Here is a 13,849-nt window from a genome sequence, read left to right on the forward strand (position 1 = left end):
GGTGGTCGGCCACCAGCCCGACACCGCGCACGGCTTCGTCACCGAGCCGCGCACGCAGGCGTTCGCGCAACTGCTCCCAACTGTGCTGCTGTTGAGGGCGGGCCGAAAACAGTTCGCTGGCCTGGGGCACGAATGTCGGCAGTTCTTCGGCGGTCAGACGCAGGGTACGTACCGGGGCTCTCAGGGTCAGTTGCTCAAGACGGCCGCGCGCCAGTTCCAGCAAACGCCCGGCATCGCGTTCGGCGGCGAGCAGGCCGACCTGCAACAAGGTGTCCGGGCCTTCGGCGTGTTGCAGAAACAGGTTGAAGCGCTGCACGCCAGCATCGCGCCCGGCGAGAAAGGCCGCCAGATCGCCGACCAGACGACGCAACGGAAACAGCAGCGCCTGGCTGGATTCCACATCGAAATTCAGCTCCAGGCGGGCCTCGAAACGGTCGGGCGGCAGGTAACAGTCAAGGGCCATGGCGCGCTGCCCCAGCAGCCGGTCAAGGTGCAACTGCACGGCTGCGGCGAAACGCCGGGCCAGGGTTTCGCGGGGCAGCGCCAGCACTTGGTCGAGCTGGCGCAGGCCCATGCGGCCGAACGCCGTGGCCGCCTCCGCGGGCAGGCCGAGGCGGTCAATGGGCATGGCAGCCAGGGCGGCGCGTGTCGTCTCGGCATCGGTCGCGGCCAGACCGTCGTAGGCATTGGCCAACATGCGCGCCGCCACCGGGTTGCTGGCCAGCACGATCCGGTGACGAAAGCCAAGCGCCGTCAGCTCCGCCCGCAAGCGCGCCTCGAATTGCGGCCAGGGGCCGAACAGGCCGAGGCTGGATTCGACCTCCAGCAACACGGCCCGCGGGTAATGCAGGCTGACCTGGGAACTGAAGCGGTAGGCCCAGGCGGCGAGCAGTTGTTGCTGCTGCTCGGTGGCCGCCGCGTCGTGCTCGACCATGTTGAAGCCCTGGGCCAAGGCCTGCGCGGCAGTCAGGCTCTGGCCTGCACGCAGGCCAAGGGCGCGGGCGGCCGGGTTGACCGCCTGCAGAACCCGGCGCGTGGCCGGGCCGCTGAGCAGCACCAGCGGCTGCTCGGCGTCGTCACGTCCGCGCAGCACGCAGTCGAGCGCCAGTTGTGGCAAGAGAATGCAGGCCCAGAGCATGGCACGTCAGCCCACACGGCCGGGTGCGGCAATCGGGGTATTCGGCGCCAGCCCGCCACGGCACTTGAGCACCCGCCAGCGTGCCGGACTGGCATCGATGGCGATCCGCAAGGCAGCGGGCGACGGGTTGAGCGCCGCCGACTGATCGCGACAGGCGAACGCCAGCGCCTGGCCGGTTTCCGCCGCCACCTGCAACCGCCGCAGCGCACGGTCGTCAGCACGCCGGGGCCAGCACAGCACGGCGCCACAACTGCCGGAGCGCAGGCATTGCTCCGCGGCCCAAAGACTTTCCGCGGTGCTCGCCTCAACCACCGACAGCCAACGCAGATCGACACCCGCCGCCTGCCAGGCCGGTGGATAGGGAATGAAGGGCGGCGCCACCAGGACGATACGCTCGCCCGCCGAACTCAACCGCGCAAGGCTGGGCCAGAGCAGGTGCAGTTCGCCCGCGCCCTCTTCACTCAGCAGCAATTCGCTGAGCGCCGCCGGTGGCCAGCCGCCGCCCGGCAACAGCGCATCCAGGGCGGCATGCCCGGTGGGCTGCAGGCCGTGGGACTCGGCGAGCGGCCGGCCCTTCCAGACCCGCCGTGTGTCGAGCAGCCCGTCGAGACTGACCACCGCGCCCATCAGTCGCGCCTCACCAGGCCGCAGAACACGCCTTCGATGACGAAGTCGCGATCCGGGCCGACCTCGATCGGCGCATAGGCCGGGTTGCGAGGCAGCAATCGGTAGTGACCGCCCGCCTTTTCGAAGCGCTTGATGGTCACCTCGCCATCGAGGCGGGCGACGACGATCTGGCCGTCACGGGGGTCGGTCTGCCGGTAGATACCAACCAGGTCGCCGTCGAGGATGCCGTCGTCGATCATCGAGTCGCCGCGAACCTTGAGCAGGTAATCCGGGGTGCGGCTGAACAGGTGGGCGTCGAGCATCAGTTGTTCGTGGATGCCCACGTCCGGGCCGATCGGCCGACCCGCCGCCACCTGGCCCAGCACCGGGATTTCCAGCACTTCGGGACGGCGCAGCCGGCCGACGAGGCGGATGCTGCGGGCCTGGTTGGGGGTGATTTCGATAAGGCCGGCCTCGCACAGCGCCTGGATATGCTTGCGCGCCACGCTGCGCGAGGCGAAACCGAAGGCCTGGGCGATGTCCGCGAGGCTGGGGGGCTGCCCTTTATCGGCGATGCGGTCGCGGATGAAGGTGAGGATGGCAGCGCGTTTTGGAGATAGAGTCGTCATGGAGCACATTTGTACTCTTTTCGTTTCCGGCTGACCAGCCCCGCTGATCGGCGTGCCGTTGCGGTTATCATGGCCGCCTCCTGATTCACGGATGTTCTCCATGCTCGATGCCCTGCTGTTCGACCTCGATGGCACCCTCGCCGATACCGACAAGCTCCACCTGCTGGCCATGCAGCAACTGCTGAGCGAAGAAGGCCGCACCCTTACCGAAGAAGACTTCGACGCCCATGTCAGTGGTCGGGCCAATGCGGATTTGTGCCGCTACCTGTTTCCTGATCGCCCGCTGAGCGAGCACCTGGATTTCGCCGACCGCAAGGAAGCGCGCTTTCGCTCGCTGTCGCCGACCCTGCAGCCCACCCCCGGGCTATTGGCCTTGCTGGCGCATGCACAGAAAAACGCGATCGGCATGGCGGTGGTCACCAACGCGCCGCGGGCCAATGCCGAGCACATGCTGAATGCCCTGGGCCTGGCCGGGCGCTTCGAGCATGTGCTGGTGGCCGAGGAACTGGCCCGGGCCAAGCCCGACCCCCTGCCCTACCTCACCGGTCTGCACAGGCTGGATGCACGGGCCGCGCATTCGCTGGCGTTCGAGGATTCGTTGCCGGGGGTGAAGGCGGCGAGCGGCGCGGGGATCTTTACCGTGGGCTTGTCCACCAGCCAGCGGCCCGAGGCGTTGCTGGAGGCCGGGGCGCAACTGGTGGTGGCGGATTTCGAGGATCCACGGTTGTGGCAGGTGATTGCGCGGATGCAGGGGTAACGGCCATTCGCGAGCAAGCTCGCTCCTACGCCGACCTTGACGTAAACGTAAACCTGCCTATAGGTTAGGCCCATTGCCTTCATCATCGAGCCCCGCGCAATGAGCAGCCAGACCTACAGCATCTCCGACCTGTCCCGCGAGCTGGACATCACTACCCGGGCGATCCGCTTCTACGAGGAACAGGGGCTGCTCAGCCCCGAGCGCCGCGGTCTGGAGCGTATCTATTCGGCCCGCGACAAGGTCAGCCTCAAGCTCATCCTGCGCGGCAAGCGCATCGGTTTCTCCCTCGCCGAATGCCGCGAGCTGATCGAGCTCTACGATCCCTCCGGCGGCAACACCAAGCAGCTCAACAGCATGCTGGCCAAGATCGCCGAGCGCCGCGCCCAACTTGAACAGCAACTGCTCGACATCCAGCAGATGCAACTGGAACTCGACACCGCCGAAGAGCGCTGCATGCTGGCGCTGACCAACACCCTGAACAATCAGAAGAACGGCCACTGAGCCCACACAGGAAACCCGAAGCCATGCCATTGCCCGCCACAGTTCGTCTGGTCGAAGTCGGTCCTCGCGACGGCCTGCAGAATGAAGCCCAACCCATCAGCGTCGCGGACAAGGTCCGGCTGGTCGACGACCTGACCGCCGCTGGCCTGTCCTACGTCGAAGTCGGCAGTTTCGTCTCGCCGAAATGGGTGCCGCAGATGGCCGGGTCGGCCGAGGTCTTCGCCGGAATCCAGTACAAGCCCGGTGTCACCTATGCGGCCCTGGCACCGAACCTGCGCGGTTTCGAGGACGCGCTCGCCGCCGGGGTCAAGGAAGTGGCGGTGTTCGCCGCAGCGTCGGAGGCCTTCTCCCAGCGCAATATCAACTGCTCCATCAGCGAGAGCCTGCAACGCTTCGTGCCGATCATGGAAGGTGCGCGCCAGCACGGTGTGCGGGTGCGCGGCTATGTTTCCTGTGTGCTGGGCTGTCCTTATGAAGGCCAGGTGGATGCCAGCCAGGTCGCCGCAGTCGCCCGCGAGTTGTACGAGATGGGCTGCTACGAAGTCTCGCTCGGTGACACCATCGGCACCGGCACGCCCGGCGCGACCCGTCACCTGTTCAACGTGGTCGGCGCCCAGGTGCCGCGCCCGCAACTGGCCGGGCACTTCCACGACACCTATGGCCAGGCCCTGGCCAATGTCTATGCCAGCCTGCTGGAAGGGATCAACGTATTCGACAGCTCGGTCGCGGGCCTCGGTGGCTGCCCCTACGCCAAGGGCGCCAGCGGCAACGTCGCCAGCGAAGACGTGCTGTACATGCTCCAGGGCCTGGGCATCGAGACCGGCATCGACCTGGAAAAACTCATCAATGCCGGCCAGCGCATCAGCGCGGTGCTGGGCCGCGCCAATGGCTCCCGTGTGGCGCGCGCCCGTAACGCCGGCTGAGGCCCGGCGGTAACACCTCCCTCACTGACACAAAGTGTTACCGCCTTCACACTTCACAGGGAAATTCCGGGTAACACGGAAACAAATCAGCAGAATTCCCCGTGCCAGCTTTTCCCCTGAAATCACTAAACCATTGATTTTATTAGGTTTTAAAAAGTTGGCACGGCACCTGCTATATCTTCCGTACAACAACAATAAGAAATGCGGCAAACCCAATAAAAATAAGACGTAACGGCTCTCGAACAACAAGAACAAAACGGTAGAGGCGAAGCTAACTGATTTTTTTGGAGAGGATGGCTTTTCGGGGGCGTGCCCCGCAACCAGACAGAGAACAATAAAACTACCTCAAGGTAGCGCCCGTCACGGTTGGATCAGCAATGATGAAGGTCTATCAGCGCTCAAAAAAATACGTTTGCTCTTGATCCCGAATGGGGATCGCACATGCACCAAAGAGGCAACGGCTGCCAAAAACAACAATAGGCCGCCCTCCAATAACAAAAAAAGAGCACGCAACAATCTTTGAGGGGAGCTTCGGCTCCCCTCAGTGCATTCCGGCCTTTCAGTTTTTCTCCTCGCGTTCCTCGTCCTTGCCTTCCAGGCGATTCACCACCAGCGGCATCACTCCCAGTACCGCCAGCGCCAGCAGCGTGCTGACCAGCGCCGTGGCTTCGCGTCCCATACCGGCGGCCACGCCGATCGCGGCGGTCATCCACAGGCCGGCTGCGGTCGTCAGGCCCTTCACATGGCTGGCGTCCTGATCGTGGCCTTTGAGAATGGTCCCGGCACCGAGAAAGCCGATCCCCGCAACGATGCCCTGCACCACCCGGCTCAACGCCGCATCGTCGGCCCCGGCCATGCGCGGCACCAGCACGAACAGCGCCGCGCCGATCGCCACCAGCATGTGGGTGCGCACCCCGGCGGCCTTGCCCTTCATCTCTCGCTCGAAACCCAGCACCGCGCCCAGCAGCGCCGCCATCAGCAGGCGCACCGAAACCTGCGTCAGTTGCTTGGCATCAGTAATGTCGGCGAATTCCGCCACCAGCGTCACCCACACCTCATGCCACCAAGCGTCCATGGCCGTGTCCATCGTCAGGGAAGTTATGGGATGGACAACGGCGGGCTCGGCAAAGTGCGATATGACCGCTGATCGGTCGGGGCCAGTAACCGGACGCTGGGAGGGGTCTCTACTGTAAGGGCCGTTGCAGCCCGTTCGCGAGCACGCTCGCGCCTACCGAGGACACCGTCATGCCTGTAGAAATCAACGAACAGACCCAACGCTGCACCCTGATCGGCGAAGACCTGAATATCGAAGGCGCCGCCAGCGAAGTACAGGTCACCACCGATGAAGACCTGCGCATGTCGGTCGCCGAACTGGCCGGCAAGCGTGTGCCCATCACCGAAGCCGAGGCCGATGCGCTGACTGTAGCGGGTGCGGTGGATGGTCGCAGGCACCTGAAGAGTAGCGTTCCGGGCTCGATAATCTAAGGCCCGGAGCCGTTTCGAAGACGATCTGATACGGTTTTTATAGAAATACCTGAGCCTGTTATGCAAACAGATGGGTCGCCATAGTGCTCTGGCCTGATCGAGGCCTGATGAGCGACGAACCATGAGCGAACATATTCCCGTCCAGATCGTTGAAATTGCCGAGCCGCCCCACAAGAAGAAGGCCGCCAACAGCAGCGACGGACACATCTACACCCGCAGCTTCACCGGTCTGTACCGCAACCTGCGCCTGGGTGGCGCGGGTTTCCTTTTCCTGCTGTTCTTCGCCACCGCCTGGCTGACCTGGGACGGCCGCCAGGCCGTGCTCTGGGACCTGGCGGATAGCAAGTTCCATATCTTCGGTGCGACCTTCTGGCCGCAGGATTTCATCCTGCTCTCGGCCCTGCTGATCATCTGCGCCTTCGGCCTGTTTGCCATCACCGTGTTCGCCGGCCGCGTCTGGTGCGGTTACACCTGCCCGCAAAGCACTTGGACCTGGCTGTTCATGTGGTGCGAGAAGGTCACCGAAGGCGACCGCAACCAGCGCATGAAGCTGGACAAGGCGCCGTGGGGCGTCAACAAGCTGGCCCGGCGCGCCACCAAGCACACCCTGTGGGTCGCCATCAGCGTAATGACCGGCCTGACCTTCGTCGGTTACTTCACGCCGATCCGCCCCCTGGCCGAAGAGCTGTTCACCCTGCAGGCGGGTGGCGTCAGCCTGTTCTGGATTCTGTTCTTCACCGGCGCCACCTACATCAACGCCGGCTGGATGCGCGAAGCCGTGTGCATGCACATGTGCCCGTACGCCCGGTTCCAGAGCGTGATGTTCGACAAGGACACCCTGGCCGTGGCCTACGACCCGCGCCGCGGCGAATCCCGCGGACCGCGCAAAAAGGACGTGGACCACAAGGCCAGTGGCCTCGGTGACTGCATCGACTGCACCATGTGCGTCCAGGTCTGCCCCACCGGCATCGACATCCGCGACGGCCTGCAAATGGAATGCATCGGCTGCGCAGCGTGCATCGACGCCTGCGACAGCATCATGGACAAGATGAATTACCCCCGCGGACTGATCGGCTACAAGTCCGAGCACAGCCTGCAAGGTGGCCACACCCATTGGCTGCGCCCGCGCCTGCTGGGTTACGTCACGGTGCTGGTGGTGATGATCGGCGCGCTGGCGATCGCCCTGCACGAGCGGCCGATGGTGTCGATGGACGTGATCAAGGACCGTGGCCTGTTCCGCGAGAACGCCCTCGGCCAGATCGAGAACATCTACATCCTCAAGGTCATCAACAAGACCCTGCAACCGCAGAACTACGACCTGCGCCTGCTCAACGCCGAGGGCTTCGAGCTGCACGGCAAGACCCACTTCAGCATCCCCGCCGGGGAAATGGCCGAGCTGCCGGTGTCGGTGGCGATGCTGAGCGACCGTCCCGCGAGCAGTTCGCTGGAGCTGGACTTCGAACTGGTGGACAGCGACGAGCCGAACATCCGCAGCGTTGCCCGCAGCCGTTTCGTCGCGCCGCTGAACCGCTGATCACATACACTGCGTTGCAGTCCGACCGTGCAGAGCCATGATGAAACGCTACGAGAAATTCGCCGACGACATTGCTGAACTGATCTACTCCGGGGTCCTCGGCCCCGGCCAGCGGGTGCCGTCGGTGCGCTATGCCAGCCAGACCCACGGGGTCAGCCCGTCCACGGTGTTCCAGGCCTATTACCTGCTGGAGCGGCGCGGGCTGATCCGCGCCCGGCCGCGCTCGGGCTACTTCGTCAACGCCCATGCTCCGCGACCGTTCAGCGAGCCGCAGATCAGCGAGTCGGCCAACGAGTCCACCGAGGTCGATGTCAGCGAGCTGGTGTTTTCCATTCTCGAATCGATCAAGGACCCGCACACCGTGCCGTTCGGCTCGGCCTTCCCCAGCCCGGCGCTGTTCCCGCTGCCGCGCCTGGCCCGCTCGCTGGCCAGCGCCAGTCGCGACATGGACCCGCGCATGGTGGTCACCGACCTGTCGCCGGGCAACCCGCACCTGCGCCGGCAAATTGCCCTGCGCTACATGGTCGGCGGGCTGATGTTGCCGATGGAAGAACTGCTGATCACCAACGGCGCGCTGGAAGCCCTGAACCTGTGTTTGCAAGCCGTCACCGAGCCAGGCGATCTGGTAGCCATCGAGGCGCCGGCCTTCTATGCCTGCCTGCAGGTGCTGGAACGGCTCAAGCTCAAGGCCGTGGAAATTCCCGTGCACCCGCGTGACGGCATCGACCTCGGGGTGCTGGCACAGACCCTGGAGCGCCACCCGGTAAAAGCGGTCTGGTGCATGACCAACTTCCAGAACCCGGTCGGCGCGAGCATGCCGGAAGACAACAAACAGGCGCTGGTGGAGCTGCTGCGCCAGCATCAGGTGCCGCTGATCGAGGACGATGTCTACGCCGAGCTGTATTACGCCCAGCAAGCGCCCAAACCGGCGAAGGCGTTCGACACGGAAGGGCTGGTGATGCACTGCAGTTCCTTCTCCAAGAGTCTGGCGCCCGGCTACCGCATCGGCTGGGTCGCGGCCGGACGCTTCGCACAGAAAATCGAGCGTCTGAAACTGATGACCTCGCTGTGCGCCTCGATGCCGGCCCAGGCCGCCATCGCCGACTACCTCCAGCATGGCGGCTACGACCGTCACCTGCGGCGCCTGCGCTATGCGCTGGAAGAACAGAAAAACGCCATGCTCGCCGCCATCGCCCGGCACTTTCCGGCGCAAGTGCGGGTCAGCCAGCCATCGGGCGGCTACTTCCTCTGGCTGGAACTGCCCGAGCGCATGGACTCGCTGAAGCTGTTCCAGATGGCCCTGGCCCAGGGCATCAGCATCGCACCCGGGCCGATCTTTTCGCCGACCCGGCGTTTTCGCAACTGCATCCGCCTCAACTACGGCAGCCCGTGGAGCGATCAATCGGAAAAAGCCATGGAAACACTCGGACGGATCGTGCGCTCGTTCTAGCCGCCGCCCCGCCCGTCAGGCTAAAGTTCCGCCATGGTTCACCTCCGGAAGACTTCATGCCCGCCAGCGAATTGAACGCCCTGCGCCAGCAACTGCGCGAACTCCAGGAACGCAATGCCGTGCTGGAGCAGCAACGGGTGCAGCAGCAACCGCTGAACGAGGCGTTCTATCGCTTTCTGTTCGACACCATGGACGACGGGTTCTGTGTCATCGAATTCTTCGACGGCCCACATGGCCCGCTCAGTGACTACGTCCATGTCTCGGCCAACGCGGCCTACGCCCGGCACACCGGAATTCCCGACGTGGTCGGTCAGAAACTGCGGGAAATGGTGCCCGACGAAGCCGACGAGTGGGTCGCCCGCTACGGGGAAGTGTTGCGCACCGGTCGACCGCTGCAGTTCGAGCAGGAACTGGTAGCCACCGGCCGTATTCTCTCGGTCAGCACCTTTCGTATCGAGCCGGCCGAGCGCCGTCAGGTCGCCGTGCTGTTCAAGGACGTGACGGCACGACGCCACGCCGAACAGGCCCTGGTGCACCTCAACGAAGAACTGGAGCAGCGCATTCTCGGCGCCGTGGCCGAGCGCGAGCTGTTCGCCATGCTGGTGGACAACAGCGTGGCCTGTGTCCAGGTGGTGGACAACGACCTGCGCTGGCTGGCGATCAATCACCAGTCGCTGAAAGACTTTCACTTTCTCTACGACCATGTGCCCAACGTCGGCGATACCGTCGAGCAGACATTGGGTCGCTATCCCGCCGACTGCGAGCTGGGCCTGTCGCTGTGGCGCCGCGCCCTGGCCGGGGAAGTCTTTATCGAGAACGCGGCCTTCGGTGTCGGCGAGCGGCGCCGCCACTATGAACTGCGCTTCAACACCCTGTATGACAGCGAAGGCCTGCAACAGGGCGCGTACCTGTTTGCCTACGACATCAGCGCGCGCATCGAAGAACAGCAACGCCTGCTCAGCGCCGAGGAAGCCCTGCGCCAGGCGCAGAAGATGGAGGCGGTCGGCCAGCTCACGGGCGGCATCGCCCATGACTTCAACAACCTGCTCGGCGGCATCCTCGGCGCCCAGGAATTGCTGCGCCAACGCCTCCACCAGCAACGTTACGAAGACCTCACGCCGCTGCTGGATGCGGTCAGCAGCTCGGCGCAGCGTGCCGCGTCGCTGGTGCACCGCCTGCTGGCGTTCTCTCGCCGGCAGACCCTGCAACCGCAGGCGACCGATGTCGGCGGGCTGGTCAGCGGCATGCAGGACCTGATCGGTCGCAGCGTCGGGCCGTCCATCGACGTCCGCTGCCACTTCGCCGCCCACCTGTGGCCGACCCTGATCGACCCGCCGCAACTGGAAAGCGCCCTGCTCAACCTCTGCATCAACGCCCGCGACGCCCTGCCCGCCGGCGGCAGCATCGATATCGGCAGCGACAACCTGAGCCTCGACGACGAACAGGCCCGCGCCCTGGACCTCGCCCCCGGCGATTACCTGTGCCTGAGCGTCGAAGACAACGGCCAGGGCATGCAGCCGGAAGTGGTCGAGCGCGCGATCGACCCGTTCTTCACCACCAAACCGATGGGCCAGGGCACCGGGTTGGGACTGTCGATGGCCTACGGTTTCGTGCGCCAGTCCGGCGGCCAGTTGCGAATCTCCTCGACACCCGGCTCCGGCACCCGGGTCGAACTGTTCCTGCCTCGCCATCACCAGGCGCCAGCGCCCGGCGTTGCCGAAGCCGATGAAACACTCAGCGAGCGCGACAGCGGTCGGCGTATCGTCCTGGTGGAAGACCAGACCGCGCTAAGCATGGTGATCGCTGAAATCCTCGAAGACTCCGGTTACCGGGTCGAGTCGTTCGAAACCGCCGTCGCCGCCCTGCCCGCCCTCGAACACGGCCCGCGGCCGGACCTGCTGCTCAGCGATATCGGCCTGCCCGGCGGCCTCAATGGCCGTCAACTGGCCGAAAAAGCACGCCTTCTGCACCCGGACCTGCCGGTGCTGTTCATCACCGGCTACGACGAGAGCGCCGCCCTCAGCGACGGCCCGCTGGGCGCGGGGATGAGCGTGATGATCAAGCCGTTCAGCCTGGAAATGCTGGTGGAGCGGGTGGGTCAGATGCTGTGTGACACGGGCAGCGAAGGCCCCCTCAGATAACGCTATTTATTCAAGAGCCCACCCGTACATGACGGAACGCATTTATCTACCGGGCCTCGCCCTGGCCAGCTACAAGGGCTTCGGCCCCGATGTTCAGTTCATGGGGCCATTCAAGGCGATCAACTTTTTTGTCGGGGCGAATAATTCGGGGAAGTCGTCGATTCTGGAGTTCATTGATAGTCATGCCAGAGTCCACCTGAGTACCTCGTCTTTTCAGCCCCCTGAAATGGGCACTCTCGATTACAACGTGGACTGGCCTGGCGAAAAACTGTCGGCCGGCATCTGTATGCACAAGCAAGACATTCGCCGCGAAATACTGGAAAGATCACCAAGCCTGCAAGGTCCTCGGCTGTCCGCTACGGGCTTGTTCGATTGGCTTGATTTCATTGCGGACGAACAGGGGTTGGTCTGGAACAAGCGGAGCGAGCGGTTGATACGTCACCCGCTATGGGACAGCCGTACACCTGTGGCGGAAGATTCTCTCGGCCCCCTGGATGAATGGATCGAGATAAATGTAAAGACACGGAATTCGTACTTGTCGCGGGAGGCACGCCGCAACGAGGCCATCGCCCTTCATTTCACCGACTGGTTCGGCAAAGCAACGCGCCTGATACCCGCCATCAGAACGATCACCTATGAAGGCGACGGCACGTCCACTCCCGACGGCAAGGGGTTCATCAACCGTATCGAGGAAATCCAGAACCCTTCGGCCTATGGCCGGGACACCCACGCCAAATACGACAAGCTCAACGCATTCCTGCGCTATGTCACCGAGACCGAAAACCTCAAGGTCGAGGTTTCGTACAGGCACGAACTCTCGGTAATCATCGACGGCAAGAAGTTGCCCATTTCCTCCCTGGGCATGGGCCTCCAACAACTGATCGTCATCGGCATCAATTGCGCGATAGAAAGCGGCTCGATGATCTGCATCGAGGAACCGGAGCTGCACCTGCACCCGACCCTGCAACGCAGGCTGATGGATTATCTGCAGAACAACACGGATAACCAGTATTTCATCGCCACACACTCGGCTTCGCTGATCGACACCCCCGACGCGGCCATCTTCCAGGTCGAGCAACGTGAAGGCTTCACTCGCGTGCACGTGGCCCCCGACTCGGGCAAACGCTGGTCCACCCTGCAAGACCTTGGCTACCGCCAGTCGGATCTGATCCAGAGCAACTGCATCATCTGGGTTGAAGGCCCTACCGACCGCCTGTACATCAGGCACTGGCTGAACAGCGTGGACGACACACTCCGCGAAGGTATCGACTACGCCATCATGTTCTATGGCGGGCGGCTGCTCTCGCATTTGAGCGCCGAGCTATCGGAAAGCCAGCAGGATATCGAGGCGCTGATCGTGTTGCGCAATCTGAACCAGAACCTTGCGTTCCTGATCGACAGCGACAAGGACCATGAAGCCAAAGCACTGAACGGCACCAAGACACGCATCAAGGAGGAGATCGAGAAATCCGGGGGAATCTGCTGGATCACCGAAGGGCGAGAAATAGAAAACTACGTGACGCCCCCTCTTATGCAGCAGGCCCTGAATGACAGTTACCCGGACAGCTTCGAGCAGCAACTCGACGTCAGCCAGTACGGGAAGGTGCTGCCATTCATGCGCAAGGACGGGGAAGTACAGGACGTTATCGACAAAATGAAGGTTGCCCAGCAGGTGTGCACCCGCGAAGCAGACTTGAGCATCCTGGACCTGAGCCAGCGCATCCACGAACTGGCCGCATTCATTCACCGCTGCAACGGCCAGTGCAGCAACAACTTCATTGCAGCGGCAACAGATGCGGGCGCTTAGCGCCCGCCCCCAAGATCAATGAAGCTCCCCGTCGAATACGACGCCTTGTCCGACAGCAGCCACAGGATCGCTTCGGCCACTTCCTCGGCCTGACCGCCGCGGCCCATGGGAATGCCGGGTTCCAGCTTGCTGACGCGGTCCGGGTCGCCGCTCAGGGCGTGGAAGTCGGTGAAGATGTAGCCCGGACGCACGGCGTTGACCCGCACGCCCTCGCCCGCCACTTCCTTGGCCAGGCCAAGGGTGAAGGTGTCCAGCGCGCCCTTCGAGGCGGCGTAGTCGACGTATTCGTTGGGCGAGCCCAGTCGCGCGGCCACCGAGGAGACGTTGACGATGCTGCCGCCGCTGCCGCCGTGGCGGGTCGACATGCGCGCCAGCGCATGCTTGGCGCAGAGCATCGGCCCGACCACGTTGGTCTTCATCAGCTTCAGCAGACGGAACTCGGACATTTCCTCGACCCGGCTTTTCTGGCCGATGGTGCCGGCGTTGTTGACCAGCGCGGTGACCCGCCCAAGCTCGTGGTCGACCCGCTGGAACAGGTGGATCACTTCGTCCTCGACGCTGGCGTCGGCGCGCACGGCGATCGCCTCGGCGCCCAGTTCGCGCACTTGCGCCAGCACGCGGTGCGCCGCGTCATCGTCGGCGAGGTAGTTGATGCAGATCCGATAACCCTGACGCGCCGCCAGCAGCGCGGTGGCGGCGCCGATGCCACGACTGGCACCGGTGATGATGATGACTTTGTCCATTGCTACTCCTGGTACAACCGACCATTCAAATCCTGTGGCGCAAAAAAACCCGCGCGTGAAGCCCGCTATTTTCTCGCTGACAAATCTGTAATTCAAACCTCAGTTTTCTGACAGCACCCTGCGACTAAGGTCAGC

Annotated in this window: 13 protein-coding genes; 8 read left to right on the forward strand and 5 right to left on the reverse strand. The window is 63.8% G+C overall.

The window, feature by feature from the left end; translation table 11 throughout:
• The 3 genes from NTD82_RS01650 to lexA form a co-directional block, all read right to left on the reverse strand.
• Positions 1-1,138, reverse strand: a 1,138-nt coding sequence (locus NTD82_RS01650) for a Y-family DNA polymerase (protein WP_262127535.1), incomplete at its 3' end; no start/stop codon positions are given.
• A 6-nt stretch (positions 1,139-1,144) separates the two neighbouring features.
• Positions 1,145-1,765, reverse strand: coding sequence for a translesion DNA synthesis-associated protein ImuA (imuA, locus tag NTD82_RS01655; RefSeq protein WP_095157221.1), 621 nt, complete (start codon positions 1,763-1,765; stop codon positions 1,145-1,147).
• The gene (gene lexA, locus NTD82_RS01660; RefSeq protein ID WP_177454448.1) at positions 1,765-2,382 is read right to left on the reverse strand and encodes a transcriptional repressor LexA; all 618 of its coding nucleotides are present in this window, start codon (positions 2,380-2,382) and stop codon (positions 1,765-1,767) included. Before lexA ends, imuA begins: the two co-directional genes overlap by 1 nt.
• A 91-nt stretch (positions 2,383-2,473) precedes the next feature.
• On the opposite strand from lexA, the gene NTD82_RS01665 reads away from it, so the two are divergent.
• The 3 genes from NTD82_RS01665 (at position 2,474) to NTD82_RS01675 (ending at position 4,554) form a co-directional block, all read left to right on the forward strand.
• Entirely contained in the window at positions 2,474-3,130 is a 657-nt protein-coding gene (locus NTD82_RS01665) for an HAD family hydrolase (protein ID WP_262127536.1), read from the forward strand.
• Between the two features lie 99 nt (positions 3,131-3,229).
• Complete coding sequence (locus NTD82_RS01670) at positions 3,230-3,631, forward strand: MerR family transcriptional regulator (protein WP_095157219.1); 402 nt, start codon at positions 3,230-3,232, stop codon at positions 3,629-3,631.
• A gap of 23 nt (positions 3,632-3,654) precedes the next feature.
• Positions 3,655-4,554, forward strand: coding sequence for a hydroxymethylglutaryl-CoA lyase (locus NTD82_RS01675; RefSeq protein WP_262127537.1), 900 nt, complete (start codon positions 3,655-3,657; stop codon positions 4,552-4,554).
• Between the two features lie 559 nt (positions 4,555-5,113).
• Here NTD82_RS01675 and NTD82_RS01680 read toward each other — a convergent pair.
• Positions 5,114-5,629 carry an MgtC/SapB family protein gene (locus tag NTD82_RS01680; protein WP_262127538.1) on the reverse strand — a complete coding sequence of 172 codons (516 nt, stop codon included), beginning with the start codon at positions 5,627-5,629 and terminating at the stop codon, positions 5,114-5,116.
• Between the two features lie 170 nt (positions 5,630-5,799).
• Here NTD82_RS01680 and NTD82_RS01685 point away from each other — a divergent pair, with 170 nt between their 5' ends.
• The 5 genes from NTD82_RS01685 to NTD82_RS01705 all read left to right on the forward strand — a co-directional run bounded on the left by NTD82_RS01685 (position 5,800) and on the right by NTD82_RS01705 (position 12,971).
• Entirely contained in the window at positions 5,800-6,039 is a 240-nt protein-coding gene (locus NTD82_RS01685) for a DUF3203 family protein (RefSeq protein ID WP_095157216.1), read from the forward strand.
• 121 nt (positions 6,040-6,160) lie between these two features.
• Positions 6,161-7,573 carry a cytochrome c oxidase accessory protein CcoG gene (gene ccoG, locus NTD82_RS01690; protein WP_262127539.1) on the forward strand — a complete coding sequence of 471 codons (1,413 nt, stop codon included), beginning with the start codon at positions 6,161-6,163 and terminating at the stop codon, positions 7,571-7,573.
• A gap of 40 nt (positions 7,574-7,613) precedes the next feature.
• Positions 7,614-9,023: a GntR family transcriptional regulator MpaR gene (gene mapR / locus NTD82_RS01695; RefSeq protein WP_095157214.1), complete on the forward strand. Its 1,410-nt coding sequence runs from the start codon at positions 7,614-7,616 to the stop codon at positions 9,021-9,023.
• Positions 9,024-9,079: 56 nt separating this feature from the next.
• Positions 9,080-11,164 carry a PAS domain-containing sensor histidine kinase gene (locus tag NTD82_RS01700; RefSeq protein WP_262127540.1) on the forward strand — a complete coding sequence of 695 codons (2,085 nt, stop codon included), beginning with the start codon at positions 9,080-9,082 and terminating at the stop codon, positions 11,162-11,164.
• Between the two features lie 28 nt (positions 11,165-11,192).
• Complete coding sequence (locus tag NTD82_RS01705; RefSeq protein WP_262127541.1) at positions 11,193-12,971, forward strand: AAA family ATPase; 1,779 nt, start codon at positions 11,193-11,195, stop codon at positions 12,969-12,971.
• On the opposite strand, the gene NTD82_RS01710 is transcribed toward NTD82_RS01705, so the two are convergent.
• Positions 12,968-13,714 (reverse strand): SDR family oxidoreductase, encoded by a 747-nt coding sequence (locus NTD82_RS01710; RefSeq protein ID WP_110972257.1) that lies wholly within the window; start codon positions 13,712-13,714, stop codon positions 12,968-12,970. The genes NTD82_RS01705 and NTD82_RS01710 overlap by 4 nt on opposite strands.
• Between the last annotated feature and the right edge of the window lie 135 nt (positions 13,715-13,849).

The organism is Pseudomonas sp. 5P_5.1_Bac1 (assembly GCF_025466015.1).
Taxonomy (GTDB): Bacteria; Pseudomonadota; Gammaproteobacteria; order Pseudomonadales; family Pseudomonadaceae; genus Aquipseudomonas.